This window comes from uncultured Kordia sp. (assembly GCF_947489565.1).
Classification (GTDB): Bacteria; Bacteroidota; Bacteroidia; order Flavobacteriales; family Flavobacteriaceae; genus Kordia.
Map to the genome: position 1 here is coordinate 33,850 of NZ_CANLEA010000003.1, position 13,315 is coordinate 47,164.

At 34.3% G+C, this 13,315-nt stretch carries 13 protein-coding genes; 8 read left to right on the forward strand and 5 right to left on the reverse strand.

The window, feature by feature from the left end:
- From Q0845_RS04895 to Q0845_RS04905, 3 genes are all read right to left on the reverse strand, one after another.
- Positions 1 to 426 carry a hypothetical protein gene (locus Q0845_RS04895; RefSeq protein ID WP_298510031.1) on the reverse strand — a complete coding sequence of 142 codons (426 nt, stop codon included), beginning with the start codon at positions 424 to 426 and terminating at the stop codon, positions 1 to 3.
- 92 nt (positions 427 to 518) lie between these two features.
- Positions 519 to 1,364: a glucosaminidase domain-containing protein gene (locus Q0845_RS04900; RefSeq protein WP_298510032.1), complete on the reverse strand. Its 846-nt coding sequence runs from the start codon at positions 1,362 to 1,364 to the stop codon at positions 519 to 521.
- Between the two features lie 4 nt (positions 1,365 to 1,368).
- On the reverse strand, positions 1,369 to 2,280 hold the full coding sequence (locus Q0845_RS04905) for a 1-aminocyclopropane-1-carboxylate deaminase/D-cysteine desulfhydrase (RefSeq protein ID WP_298510035.1): 912 nt from the start codon (positions 2,278 to 2,280) through the stop codon (positions 1,369 to 1,371).
- A 372-nt stretch (positions 2,281 to 2,652) separates the two neighbouring features.
- Here Q0845_RS04905 and Q0845_RS04910 point away from each other — a divergent pair, with 372 nt between their 5' ends.
- The 3 genes from Q0845_RS04910 to Q0845_RS04920 all read left to right on the forward strand — a co-directional run bounded on the left by Q0845_RS04910 (position 2,653) and on the right by Q0845_RS04920 (position 4,111).
- On the forward strand, positions 2,653 to 3,513 hold the full coding sequence (locus Q0845_RS04910; protein WP_298510037.1) for an alpha/beta hydrolase: 861 nt from the start codon (positions 2,653 to 2,655) through the stop codon (positions 3,511 to 3,513).
- A gap of 78 nt (positions 3,514 to 3,591) precedes the next feature.
- Positions 3,592 to 3,831, forward strand: coding sequence for a type II toxin-antitoxin system ParD family antitoxin (locus Q0845_RS04915; RefSeq protein WP_298510040.1), 240 nt, complete (start codon positions 3,592 to 3,594; stop codon positions 3,829 to 3,831).
- Positions 3,824 to 4,111: a type II toxin-antitoxin system RelE/ParE family toxin gene (locus tag Q0845_RS04920; RefSeq protein ID WP_298510043.1), complete on the forward strand. Its 288-nt coding sequence runs from the start codon at positions 3,824 to 3,826 to the stop codon at positions 4,109 to 4,111. Before Q0845_RS04915 ends, Q0845_RS04920 begins: the two co-directional genes overlap by 8 nt.
- Positions 4,112 to 4,142: 31 nt before the next feature.
- Here Q0845_RS04920 and Q0845_RS04925 read toward each other — a convergent pair whose 3' ends face one another.
- Positions 4,143 to 7,646 (reverse strand): VIT domain-containing protein, encoded by a 3,504-nt coding sequence (locus Q0845_RS04925; protein WP_298510046.1) that lies wholly within the window; start codon positions 7,644 to 7,646, stop codon positions 4,143 to 4,145.
- Between the two features lie 298 nt (positions 7,647 to 7,944).
- On the opposite strand from Q0845_RS04925, the gene Q0845_RS04930 reads away from it, so the two are divergent.
- Together Q0845_RS04930 and Q0845_RS04935 are read left to right on the forward strand one after the other, a co-directional pair.
- On the forward strand, positions 7,945 to 8,556 hold the full coding sequence (locus tag Q0845_RS04930; protein WP_298510049.1) for a T9SS type A sorting domain-containing protein: 612 nt from the start codon (positions 7,945 to 7,947) through the stop codon (positions 8,554 to 8,556).
- A gap of 250 nt (positions 8,557 to 8,806) precedes the next feature.
- Positions 8,807 to 9,712 (forward strand): hypothetical protein, encoded by a 906-nt coding sequence (locus Q0845_RS04935; RefSeq protein ID WP_298510052.1) that lies wholly within the window; start codon positions 8,807 to 8,809, stop codon positions 9,710 to 9,712.
- A gap of 18 nt (positions 9,713 to 9,730) precedes the next feature.
- Here the strand turns inward: Q0845_RS04935 and Q0845_RS04940 are convergent, their stop codons facing one another.
- Positions 9,731 to 10,054 carry a hypothetical protein gene (locus tag Q0845_RS04940; RefSeq protein ID WP_298510055.1) on the reverse strand — a complete coding sequence of 108 codons (324 nt, stop codon included), beginning with the start codon at positions 10,052 to 10,054 and terminating at the stop codon, positions 9,731 to 9,733.
- Between the two features lie 209 nt (positions 10,055 to 10,263).
- Here Q0845_RS04940 and Q0845_RS04945 point away from each other — a divergent pair, with 209 nt between their 5' ends.
- From Q0845_RS04945 to Q0845_RS04955, 3 genes are all read left to right on the forward strand, one after another.
- Positions 10,264 to 10,416, forward strand: coding sequence for a DUF5522 domain-containing protein (locus Q0845_RS04945; RefSeq protein ID WP_162200418.1), 153 nt, complete (start codon positions 10,264 to 10,266; stop codon positions 10,414 to 10,416).
- A 137-nt stretch (positions 10,417 to 10,553) separates the two neighbouring features.
- The gene (locus tag Q0845_RS04950) at positions 10,554 to 12,542 is read left to right on the forward strand and encodes a urocanate hydratase (RefSeq protein WP_298510063.1); all 1,989 of its coding nucleotides are present in this window, start codon (positions 10,554 to 10,556) and stop codon (positions 12,540 to 12,542) included.
- Between the two features lie 46 nt (positions 12,543 to 12,588).
- Positions 12,589 to 13,152, forward strand: coding sequence for a DUF4136 domain-containing protein (locus Q0845_RS04955; protein ID WP_298510066.1), 564 nt, complete (start codon positions 12,589 to 12,591; stop codon positions 13,150 to 13,152).
- The last annotated feature ends 163 nt before the right edge of the window (positions 13,153 to 13,315 follow it).

Sequence of the window (13,315 nt, forward strand, 5' to 3'; positions counted from 1 at the left end):
TTATAATTTATAAAGATTAACATCTAAAGAAATAATTAATTCTTCAAATGTATTTACATTTCTTATTATGTTTATCAACGTTTTTATACTTTCTTCCTTCTCTGGAAAACGTTCTTCTATATATTTTCGTAAACTTCGTATGATTTCTTTCTTTAATCGAGGGAGTTCTATACAACCTATAATTTCATCAGCATACGAACATCCCTGTTTAAATTTTTCACTATATATACTGTGATTTACTGAATATTGAATACCATTACTATCTGTAATGATTTCAGTACTTGTATCTACTTTTTTACTTATTTCAAAATCCCAGCCCCAATGACTGCTTATTGACTGTAAAACAAGTTCTTCATCTTCATGAAACACGCTAAACTCATATGAAAAATCCTGATCTACATACAAAATAGGGTATTCTATACCCAAAGAATCATTTTGAGAATCAACTGTTTTCTCATGAAATTGAGGTTGGTATTCTTTTGTCGAAAAAAATAAATTCTTCAGTTGCCTGAACATTTTTAAAAATCTTTAGGAAGTGGTTTTACAAACAGTACTTGTCCAATAAAAATCTCATTGCTTTCAAGTCCGTTTAAAGATTTTAATTTCGCAACCGTTATTTTATGTTTTCTAGCAATACTGTATAATGTATCTCCTTTAGAAACCGTATAACGATCGTTGTGTGTAGTTACTTTTTTAGCGTCTTCTGGTTTCTTTCCTAAAACCTCAGCATCATATTGATACAACTTATAACGTTCAATCAATTTGATTAATTTTCTCGGGTATTTAGGATCCGTTGCATAACCTGCTTTTTTCAAGCCTTTTGCCCAACCTTTATAATCGTCTTTTGGCAACTTGAATAGTGATGCATAACGCGATCTTCCTGTTAAGAATAAGGAATGATCTGTAAATGAATATGCTGGATTTGCGTATTTTCGGAAACATTCTTGGTCTTCATCATCGTCATGATAAACGCGTTGTCCTTTCCAACCTTTATGACACTTGATTCCAAAGTGATTGTTAGAGCGCATCGTCAATTTACCTTTTCCTGATCCTGATTCTAAAATTCCTTGTGCCAAGGTAATACTTGCAGGAATTCCATGTAGTTCCATTTCTCGTTTTGCGACATCGATATACGTTTCAATATATACTTCTGTAATACTTTTTTTCGAAGTGGCTTCTGGAACTTTTACAACAATGTCTGGAGTCGTTTCTGTGGTGCGTACAGGCTCTTCTTTAGGCGTTGTCGTTTTGACAACTTTTGTTGTTTTCTTTGTACGTTTTTTTGTTTTCGTGACACGATTTTGTGTTCCACAGCTAGTGAATATCAATAAACCTAAAAGTGTATAGATGATATGTTTCTTCATGCGCTTATATGATCGTTTGTTGTCCTTTTTTTTGTAGTTTCTGGTTCATTCCTTCAATTCCTTGCAATCCACCAGAATGAATTGCTAAAATACGGTTTTGTTTGGCAAAATGCCCATTTTTGATCAAATCTATAATTCCAAACAGCATTTTCCCTGTATAAATTGGATCTAGTGGAATTTTTGTTTGTTGTTTGAACTGATTGATAAATGTGATCAATGTATCCGATACTTTCCCGTAACCGCCAAAATGATAATCGCTGATCAATTGCCAATTATTTTTGTGGGTATACTGTGCAATTTCTTTCCGTAAAAAATCTCCTTTCAACGCTGGAAAACCTAGTATTTGTTGATGCAAAAATGCTCCGTGACTCAATCCTGCAATCGTTCCTCCAGTTCCAACGGCACAACAAATGACATCAAAATCTTTTTCTTTTTCTGTGATGATTTCTGCACAACCTTTTACGGCCAATTCATTGGTTCCGCCTTCAGGAATACTATAAAAACGTCCAAACTCCTCTGTTAATTGTGTAGCGAATGCTTCAGATGTTTTTTCACGGTAGGCATTTCGTGTGATAAACTTTAAATGCATGCCGTTTTTTATAGCAAATTGTAAGGTTGGGTTGCTCTCTATTTTATGAACCAATTCTTCTCCTCTAATAATTCCGATGGTTTTAAATCCTTGGAGTTTTCCTGCTGCCGCCACTGCTGCAATATGATTGGAATATGCACCTCCAAAAGTCAATAAGGTATTTTGTTGCTGTGCTTTGGCTTCCGCCAGATTGTAGGTGAGTTTCCTAAATTTATTCCCAGATACAAACGGATGAATCAAATCTTCACGTTTTATGAACAATTGCACATCTGTTTCAAAATCGAGTTTGACTTCTTGTATCGGTATATTTTTGGTTAAAAATTCCATTCAGGTCACAAAAATACTGCAAAAAATAGAATCCTTCTGATGCTCTGAAGAAAACATTCATCAAAAAGCAAAATGATTTGTCACGAATACATGCATGTTTTTCAATTGATTTTAGTAAAAATTAATGGTGTTATATTTGATTCGTCATCATGAGGAATATTAGTGACGTGGTGATCTGTTTTACGTAAAACATGTCTGTTATTTAAAGTCACAGATTGCTTTGTCATACTTCCGCGCAATGACGTATCATAAGAGGCATGCTATCTGTTCAAATTGTCACATTTTCTCATTAAAAATCACCACTTTCAGAACCATAGTATTTATGTTTCACAATTTATTACGTCTAATCTACTTTATTTAGTAAATTCACTCATGAAAAATTACTTTCTACTAGTAAGCGTCGTACTCATTTGTTTGAGCAGTACTTCATGTACGGTTTTACAATGGCGTAAATCTGATACTGAAATAAAGCAAACATTTAATGAGTTGAACATTGCGACTGAGATTTCGTATTTTAAAGTAGACAGTCTTGATGTAAATATTCGCGTACAATCTGTTACATCTGCTGAAAAAAACATCAATCTCGTTTTTTTTCACGGTTCTCCTAGTTCATTATCTGCTTGGGAAGGATATTTGGCTGACAGTTCGCTTAGAGAAGTTGCCAATATGCATGCTATTGACAGACCTGGTTATGGCTACTCCAATTTTGGCGACGAAATGACTTCTATCCAAACTCAAGCTCAATTAATGAGTGCACTTATCCATCAAAAGAAATGGAATAATGTGATTGTAGTTGGTGCGTCTTATGGCGGTCCACTAGCGGCAAGAATTGGTTTTTTAAATGATCAAATAGAAGCCATTGTCATGATTTCTCCTGCCATCGATCCAAACAATGAAAAAGATATTTGGGCATCTCGATTCACACAATGGAAACTCACACGCTGGCTCGTTCCAACGGGATATCGCGTTGCAGGCGATGAAAAAGTAATACATGCCCAAGAACTTGCCTCCATTGTAAGCGACTGGAAACACATTGCCATTCCTGTATTGCATTTTCATGGAGATATTGATGATATTGTTCCGTATGAAAACATATATTTTAGCAAAGAACATTTTCAGAATATTGAAATCATTTCTATTCCCGAAAAAGGACATGAAATTGCATGGAAAAACAAAGAACTCATCATTCCGCATTTGCTAAAACTTATTCTGCAAATTCAAAAAGAAGAATAAGAAACACTCAAAAACTGTTTTAAGAAGAATTTGCGCGCGATTCATTTTTGGTGTAAATTAGCATCAAACGTAAATTATATGGCACGACAAAGTATTTCATTTACTCAACCAAATGATGAATGGTTAAAAGCACAAGTTGAAAGTCAGGAATATTCAAGTAAAAGTGAACTTGTTAATGATTTAATTAGACAAGCAAGGAATCAGCAAATAGAAATCGATTGGATTAGAGCTAAATTAGAAAAAGCTGAAAATAGCGGATTTACAAATAATAGCAAGGAAGATATTTTAGCACAATCCAAATCACTACTTAATGAGTGAATACAGACTAAGCAACAATGCAAAAGACGACTTGATCCGTATTCATCAGTATGGAGTCAAAAAATTTGGAATGGTACAAGCTGACAAATATTTTGAGTCATTTTTTCAATATTTTGATATCATTGCGCAACGTCCATATTCGTTTGAATCAGTAGATTTCATTAAGAAAGGATATAGACGTTGTATTTGTGACTCTGATAGTATTTACTACAAAATAAATAGTCATGTTGTTGAAATAATGGCAATTATTGGAAGACAAAATGTAAAGGAAATGCTCTAAACTTACAGATAAAACAAATGCTTACAATAAACTACTCAAAAAACAGACTTCCGACTTCTAAGTCTCCTTTAGCTTTTTCTAAGCGAACAATAGTGGTCTTTTTCTCTTCGTTTTCCTTTCCGTAATTTGTATACAATGCTACTTTCAAAATAGTTGGTCCAGATACTTTTTGCATATTATCTGCATAATGATCTACAACTATTTTATACTCACCTTTTACGGCATTTTTCAGCATAAATTCTTCGGGTCCATAGCCTTCCGTTAAATCTTCAGACATTCTTCCGCCAATTTTTGTAAGCTGATTTTTATACGAAGCCTTCTCTCCTTTCGGGTCAAAAACCCACAAATCAATATCTGTATCGTTATGATTCCAATCGATCACAATACGTACATCTACAGGCATTTCTTTAAACGTTTCTCGCTTTTCTTTCTTTATTTTTAGTTGTTTCTTATACGTATTTACCAAACGAGTCAATTCTACATATGCTACATGTTCGATACCTGTAAATCTACCATCTGCATCTTTATGTAATAATTCGCCATCGTACAATTTCCATAACAAGTCATAGCTTTTTTGAATCTCACCCACATATTCATACGCCAATGCCAAATCACGATACGATTGTGGTTCTTCTGGTCGCAATGCTAGCACTTTTTCATATACCAATACCGCCAATTCATATTGTTGCAACTCTTCAAATCTATAGCCTGCCGCTTTTAACAATTCATAATTATTAAGTTCCATTTCTAGTAAATTGGTAGTCACAGTCAATGCAATATCAGGAGCATTTCTCTTGTAGAAAAAGTCGGCAATATCTAAATAAAAAGAAGGTGTATTTGCATACGTATCTCGAATTTCTATATACTTTTTGTATGCGTTTGAAAGGGTTGTTTCTTTCTCTAGTTCTTTTATATATGGCATATCTGAATTCCACGATTTTAATTGTATACTGGAATTCATTTTTTCAGCAAATGCATCTATGGCTTCCAAATTATCCTTGAGTCCTTGCTTCGTAATTACATACACAATGCCTCCACGACCTTCCTGTCCATATATGGCAATTGCTTCTTCATTTTTTAATATACCTAATTGTTGTATTTCCTCTTCCTTTAACTTTTTAAGCATGTGAAGATTCGATATTTCTCCATCAATTATATATATAGGACGATTGTTTTCACTGAGCGAATTTTGACTTTGAAGAAACATTTCAATAGTTTCCCAATTTTGATGTACACCTCCTGAAATAACAACACCTGATGCACTACCTCTAAGCACAGATGAATGCACTGTAGAAACCGCAGAAGCAACTTTAGCACTAGACACATAACCGCCATAGCCGACTACCGTTACTGCTTCCAACGCTTCACCAAATTTCAATTTTGATTTTACAGTTGATGAATTGACTTGCACTTCGTTTGTAGTGTAACCTACATAAGAAATTACGAGATGCTGCCCTTTTTTTGCTTGCAGACTAAAGTTCCCATCAAAATCAGTTGTGGTTCCTCTACTTGTCCCTTTTACTATTACATTAGCGCCCGGAAGTGGCATTCCTGTATCATCTGTAACGAGTCCTGAAACTGTAAATAATGCACCCGAACCATTCATATTAGCTGTAGACATTTCAGAAGTCTGTATTGCGTTTGTTGTTTGATGTTCCGTAATTTCCTCCGTTTGTGCTACAGGTTCAGTTTGTCTTTGCGTTGTATCTTCCGTTGGTGTTACGGTTTGATTTTGTACAGTTGCTTGTGTTTGCGTCGTTACGGGAGTTGCTGTTTCTATAGCTGTATTTTGTACATCTGCAACCTTTTCTTCCTGATACCAATCCATCAAATCTTCGTATGCTTCTTGTAATTCTTTTTTTCTTTCAGCCAATTCTTCATCCAAAAACTCTTCATCAGATGACATGGTTGCTACATACTCTTTATATTCCGCTAATAGTTCTTTTGGCGGTTTAATTTTGAAGTGTACATAATCTTCGATACGATCTAAAATAATCATAGATGTATAATCCGTAATCAAACTATATCGGGTTGCCAATGCAATAATTTCGTTTTTATTTTCTAATTCGTTTTGATACAAATGCTTTAATTTTTGTTTTGCCCATAAGCGTTTTACAGCTGTAGTTCCTTCAGAAGCTTCAATACTTACAGGAACTTTTTGTGTTACTTGCCCTCCATAACCAAATAAGAGTTCAATATCAGTATCGTTTGAAAATTGACCACTGATTGAAAAATCTTGGTATACATTGACACGATGTTTCGGATATATTTCACGAACCTGTTCATTCTGTGTCATTCCTAAAAATTGATAGGTTTCTCTTTTTAATAGTTGTGCTGCCTTTGTATATTCAATTCGAACTAAGTTCAAATAATTTCCACCAGATTTTGTAGTAAGATCAATGAGACTTTGATGATTTGCAGACACTAATGAGTTGATGGCATACACTGGAATTTTTCGCTTCAAAGCTAAGTCTCCCATATTTCCCAATCCGTCTGAAAACAATAGTATTTCGTCAGCTTTGATTTTTAGGTCTTCAAACACATTTAGTTTTGTACCTCCGTCATACTGTACATTCCGTATTTCTGCAATTAAATCATTTGTATTTCCTGCTTTTACTATAAATTCTTTTTGCGTTTGAATTTGATTGTTGAATGTGATAAAATTCACCGTTACATTTTGCACATACTCCAAATACGACGTTATTAATTTTACTTCGTTTGCCACATCTTTAAAGCGCATGGAATACGACGCATCCCAAAGAATTGTTATCTTTTTTGGCTTCTTTTTTAAACGTGTTTTTGGTTGCAATACTTTGTGAAAATGAAAATATCCGTTGTATGTTGCCAAATGTTCTTGATTTGTCTTGTTTGAAATTTGAATCACAACAGGAGTTTTAGGCGCATGATTTTTCTTAGTGGTTGTTGCTACAAATGTATCTCCGTCTTTTTCGAAGAAGAAATCATCATAGTTTGTTTTTACAACTTTAGGCAACTGTTTCGTAAAAACATTCATCGTTATTGAAAACGCGTCTAACTTTTCAGAAATTCCAAGTGGCAATTCATAACTTTGTTTCCCATTTATAGTTCGTAACTCTTGTTCAAATTGTAAAATAATATGTTTGTGCTTTTTAGAAAATATAGGATATATACGAGCTCGGTAATTATTCCCTTCTGTCTTTTCTAACAATGCAGGATCAATTTTTCGTCGTATCGTGGTTTCATAAGCAACTCTTCCCAATTCACTTTCAACAATCACCGCATCGCGCATTTTCCCATTAACGTCCATAGCAAAACCTGAAACTGTTTGTCCTTCTCCCAAAGGAAATACCAATTCGCCTTCAAGCGTTCTATCCAATCCATTGTAAAACTTCATGTCATACGTTGTTACTGCTAAGTTTCCAACAATTTCAACATTCACCTTTAAGTCGGTTAGTTTTAAATCGTCTTCATCTTCCACCATAACTTTTGGTGGATTCTGTGCAATTGCTTGCGAACTTATCAGTAGTAAAAAGAAATAATAGTACAGTTTTTTCATGACAGTCTTGTTTTCAAATGATCAAAACAAAACTCATCATTTATAAAAGTTTATAAAAGGAGCAATGAGTTAGCGCATCTTTTGAATGAGTCAACGCCACCTTTCTGAATTTAATTTGGGAATGTATCTTTTTTCCGTGTGCAGCATAAACATAAAAATCTCAAAACGATTTTGATTTTGAGTAATATTCCTATAGCTTTAGCAATAAGTTTACTAAAATAAAAGTAAGTGATCAGAGAAATTTCTTAGTATTCATTAAAAATCGCACAACAGTACGACCGATAAAAAAAGTAAAATCATGAAAAACAACATCCTTATTTTTACAATTCTATTGACTTTTACGTTTACATCTTTCGGGCAAACAAATCCAATTACAAATTTAACTTGGAATCATACATATCAAACTCCAAATAATTATTTTACGCTTGCATGGGATGCACCTGCGTTGCCTCATGATGCGCTAATTGGGTATAATATATATAGAGGAAATGAATTGTATCGATTTCAAACTGAAAATTCTCTTTACAATTTACCACAAGGTTCTAATTGCGGAATAGACTTTTTAGTAAATGATACTAACACTCCATTTTTGGCACATGTAACTGCTGTTTACGACCCTGGTAATACAGAATCAACATTTACAGAAACTGTTCTTATTGAAGGCCCATTACTCAGCAATCCAGAATTCAAGAAAATTGATACTATTGTATATCCAAATCCTACAAGCGGCATACTGAATATTGGGAATGCGAATTTGAAAAAGATTTTGATGTATAACATTTCTGGAGAAATAGTCAAAGAATTTAAACCGAAGGCTACAATTGATGTATCTTCAATGCCAAAAGGTTTTTATTTGATAAAACTAATTTCTGACAAAGGAGCTTCAACAGATAAGATTATTATTCAATAATTTCAAGTTATTAGCTATCTTCTTTTAAAGTCTTGTAGCAACATGGATTGGGATCACTTTCATTCAGAATTCTGTCTTTCCCTCCAAATTTTTAAAATAAAAATATAATAATTACAAACAGTGGCGTTTGTAGATTGATTAAATGGTGCAAATCTGACAATCATCAAATTCAATACGCTTTGGATGGAAATAACAATGAATTGACTAATGAGCAAAAGCAATCTCTATTAAAAGAATTACAAAAAACAATATGAGACAAATAAAAAACATACTGACTATTTTGATTTCTATAGTTCTTTTAGTGAGTTGTATAACGGACACTAAAAAAGAAATAACGAAGCAAAAAGCTGTAGATGATTCATTGTTTAGCCTCAATCTAGATTCTATAAAACATCATTATGGTAAAAAATTCACAGAACTCAGGACGATTATAAATCGACATGATCCAATAAACCTTCTTGCTACTGGAGTTCCTAGTGATGAATATGAACCAGAAGTAAAAACAATAATTGTACAGTTGGAAAAAGAAATGACCAAAGAGCAAATTCACGATTTAATCTACCAAGAGTTTCTAAGATGGTTTGAAAATGACTCTGTAATAGGCAAAAAAGATTCTTATAAAAAATTAGCGAGTGCAATTGATCGCTGGAATAAGACTGGGTTTTATATAAATGAAAAAGGAGAAGCTCATATTGACAGCATTTATATTGACGAGAATGAAGTAGGGAAGTATAAAGAGTATGTACAGAAGAAAAAAGGGTTTCAAAAAACATTCAAAGCTTATTATCCTAAATATCCTAAGATAGGAAAAGCCTATAAATTTCTAGGAAGAAAAGATTCAATAAACTATGCAGTAATCATACAAAGATTAGACAGTTCAAGAATAGAATTTTTAACAGATAATACAAAACATAATAATAAAGCACACAAAGGAATTGCTGTTATTTCTAAACAAAAAAAAGGCTATTACTTAAACGAGAAAAGCATGCTCAATAATAATTCTTATAAAGCTGCTGAGTTTATTGAGCAAAAAGATAGTTCCATGCTAATCATAAGAGTTGGAATTGATTCTATTGGTAGTGGTGATCGACTTTTATTACGATTATTAAAAAAGCACAAAAATAAAATAATAACAGATGTTAAATTTGCTAATTAATAAAACCAATTACACTTTCTACATATACCGTAAAAACTGAAAAAGTCTGCGTTTTTTTAAATACGTAAAATCTGCTTCATTTTGATACGCTTCTCGTTCAAAACTTAAATTGAGATAGGCTTTATTTCGATTGCGATAATAGCAAAGTTTAATCAACCATTCTAGCACATATAAAACATAAAAAGGCAGAATCAGTAATTCGAGTTGTTGTCGCAGATGAATTCGTTCATGATGTATCAAAATAGCATTGCGTTTATCTTCTGCATATCGCAAAAAAATAAAAGGATATAAGGTAATTCCTCGAAAACCTCTCGGCACTATATATTTTGATATAAAAACCATACGCTTATATCCATTGTGATATGAAATTACTGTAAAGAAAATGATGATTTTTTTCTTTATTCGAATTTAAAAAATCAAGCATAGCCAAAGCTACGGTTTCTTTTTAAAATAAAGAAGAAAGGTGAAAAGGGTATTTTATTACGATGATTTCACATCATAATGGATATTAGTCATTCCAAATGTACGCCAATTTAAGTACCTTTGTCAAAATGAAGAAATTAATTCCCATTGAAGAAGGCGATTTTTATCTTTCGCCCGAAGGTTACAAGGTGTTTACTGAACAGTTTCACCTAAAAAGAGGCTACTGTTGCGAAAGTGGTTGCAGACATTGCCCTTACGGATTTAATAAAAAAAGAAAATAACATTTCATGGATTCCATCTTTATGAAATATAAAAAAGCTACTGCACATTTTCATCGTGTAGATATTCGCTATCCCTAGTATGTTCTTTAAACAGTCAACGTTTTTAGCATACAGAATAACTACATAAATAAATTAAAATGACAGTAAAAGAACATATTTTACAAGGAATTCCAAACGAATTACCAAATCCAAAACCGTACGATCCAACAATCAATCACGCGCCAAAGCGTAAAGAAATATTATCTCCAGAAGAAAAGAAGTTAGCATTGCGAAATGCATTGCGCTATTTTGATAAAAAGCATCACGAAGTTTTACTACCTGAGTTTAAAAGCGAACTCGAAACCTATGGAAGAATCTATATGTATCGTTTTCGTCCCGATTATAAAATGTATGCACGTCCGATAGACGAATATCCAGGAAAATCAACGCAAGCGAAAGCAATTATGTTGATGATTCAGAATAATTTGGACTATGCAGTTGCACAGCATCCGCACGAATTAATTACTTATGGAGGAAACGGTGGCGTTTTCCAAAACTGGGCACAATATTTATTGGCAATGCAGTATTTGGCAGAAATGAATGACGAACAAACGTTGGTGATGTATTCTGGACATCCATTAGGATTATTTCCATCGCACAAAGATGCGCCAAGAGTTGTAGTGACTAACGGAATGATGATTCCTAACTATTCACAACCTGATGATTGGGAAAAATTCAACGCACTCGGAGTTACACAATACGGACAAATGACCGCGGGAAGTTATATGTATATTGGTCCGCAAGGAATTGTACATGGAACCACGATTACCGTATTGAATGGTGGACGAAAAATTTCAAAGAATGGCGAAGGCTTGGAAGGAAAACTATTCCTTACTGCCGGATTAGGCGGAATGAGTGGTGCGCAACCAAAAGCAGGAAATATTGCAGGTTGTATCACTGTCTGTGCAGAAGTAAATCCGAAAGCAACCGAAACACGCCATTCACAAGGTTGGGTTGATGAAGTAGTATACGATTTAGATACATTGGTAAGCAGAGTAAATTCTGCGAAAGCGAATAAAGAAGTTGTTTCCATCGCCTATCAAGGAAATATTGTAGATGTTTGGGAAAAGTTTGACGAAGAAGATGTGTATGTAGATTTAGGAAGCGATCAAACTTCGTTGCACAATCCGTGGGCTGGAGGATATTATCCAATGGGACTTTCGTATGAAGCGTCAAATGATATGATGGCAAACAATCCAGCACTTTTTAAAGAAAAAATACAAGAAACACTCCGCAGACATGCAGCAGCCGTAAATAAACACACCGAAAAAGGAACTTACTTTTTCGATTATGGAAATGCGTTCTTACTAGAAGCTTCTCGTGCTGGTGCAGATATCATGGCAGAAAACGACATCGATTTCAAATATCCAAGTTATGTACAAGACATTATGGGCCCCATGTGTTTCGATTATGGTTTTGGACCATTCCGTTGGGTTTGTGCTTCAGGAAAGCCAGAAGATTTAGCAAAAACCGATCAAATTGCCTGTGAAGTCTTAGAAGAAATCATGAAGGTTTCTCCAACAGAAATTCAGCAGCAAATGGCAGATAATATTCGTTGGATCAAAGGCGCTCAGGAAAATAAATTGGTCGTTGGCTCGCAAGCACGTATTTTATATGCAGATGCGGAAGGTCGTATGAAAATTGCACAAGCATTTAACGAAGCCATTGAAAGAGGCGATATTGGACCTGTAATTTTAGGACGTGATCATCACGATGTTTCTGGAACAGATTCGCCGTATAGAGAGACTTCTAATATCTATGATGGTTCAAAATTCACGGCAGATATGGCCATTCACAATGTGATTGGTGATAGTTTTAGAGGTGCTACTTGGGTTTCAATCCACAATGGTGGAGGCGTTGGTTGGGGCGAAGTAATTAATGGAGGCTTCGGCATGGTTCTTGATGGTAGTAAGGAAGCATCAAAACGTCTACATTCCATGCTATTTTGGGATGTAAATAATGGAATTGCCAGAAGAAGTTGGGCACGAAATGACGAAGCAATTTTCGCTATAAAACGCGCTATGGAAGTCGAACCAAATTTAAAAGTGACACTTCCAAACCTTGTAGATGATGCTTTATTAGACTAGAATATTTATTTTTAAATAATATAGTAACCCAAAAAAAAGCAGTGATATGAAAACATTAAAATTACTATTGCCGGTAGTTGCACTACTATTCGTTACTTCTTGTATTTCGGTTAGAGTGGTTGCCGATTACGACCAAGAAGCTGATTTTAAATCGTATAAAACCTTTGCGTTTTATAAAACTGGAATTGACAAAGCTGAGATTTCTGATTTAGACAAGAAAAGAATTCTACGTTCTATTGAAAAAGAAATGCTTGCCAGAGGTTTTGTAAAATCTGACAATCCAGATCTTTTAGTAAACATCATGACAAAAGCTAACAAGCGCATCAACGTAAACAACAACTTCGGTTTTGGTTTCGGTGGCTTTGGCTGGGGCGGCTGGGGCTGGAACCCTTGGATGTGGAGAGGAAACTCTGCATGGGTAACCTCACGCGTTGAAGGTGTTTTATACATTGACTTGATTGATACCAAGCAAAAAGAATTGGTATGGCAAGGACGCGGTGCTGGAAACTTATTAGGACGTCGTGGTAATATTGAAAAGAAAGAAGCACGAATTCAAGAATTTGTACAAGAAATTATGAAAGAATATCCACCTGTAGCAGACGCTCAGTAGATATAATTCACATAGAAATAGAAAACCTCGGAAGGAAACTTTCGAGGTTTTTTTATGCGTTTTTTGATTTTTGCAGCGTTGTAAATGCTAAAAAGCTGCTGTACTTTTGGTAAAAACCTCCTTAGGTTTTGTTTATTTCCTGCGGTACTTTTGCATAAAACCT

Coding starts and splice junctions, on each gene's coding strand:
- Q0845_RS04925 (WP_298510046.1), bottom strand. CDS start 7,646: ATGAAAAAACTGTACTATTATTTCTTTTTACTACTGATAAGTTCGCAA.
- Q0845_RS04930 (WP_298510049.1), top strand. CDS start 7,945: ATGAAAAACAACATCCTTATTTTTACAATTCTATTGACTTTTACGTTT.
- Q0845_RS04945 (WP_162200418.1), top strand. CDS start 10,264: ATGAAGAAATTAATTCCCATTGAAGAAGGCGATTTTTATCTTTCGCCC.
- Q0845_RS04920 (WP_298510043.1), top strand. CDS start 3,824: ATGAGTGAATACAGACTAAGCAACAATGCAAAAGACGACTTGATCCGT.
- Q0845_RS04955 (WP_298510066.1), top strand. CDS start 12,589: ATGAAAACATTAAAATTACTATTGCCGGTAGTTGCACTACTATTCGTT.
- Q0845_RS04910 (WP_298510037.1), top strand. CDS start 2,653: ATGAAAAATTACTTTCTACTAGTAAGCGTCGTACTCATTTGTTTGAGC.
- Q0845_RS04935 (WP_298510052.1), top strand. CDS start 8,807: ATGAGACAAATAAAAAACATACTGACTATTTTGATTTCTATAGTTCTT.
- Q0845_RS04950 (WP_298510063.1), top strand. CDS start 10,554: ATGACAGTAAAAGAACATATTTTACAAGGAATTCCAAACGAATTACCA.
- Q0845_RS04900 (WP_298510032.1), bottom strand. CDS start 1,364: ATGAAGAAACATATCATCTATACACTTTTAGGTTTATTGATATTCACT.
- Q0845_RS04915 (WP_298510040.1), top strand. CDS start 3,592: ATGGCACGACAAAGTATTTCATTTACTCAACCAAATGATGAATGGTTA.
- Q0845_RS04940 (WP_298510055.1), bottom strand. CDS start 10,054: ATGGTTTTTATATCAAAATATATAGTGCCGAGAGGTTTTCGAGGAATT.
- Q0845_RS04905 (WP_298510035.1), bottom strand. CDS start 2,280: ATGGAATTTTTAACCAAAAATATACCGATACAAGAAGTCAAACTCGAT.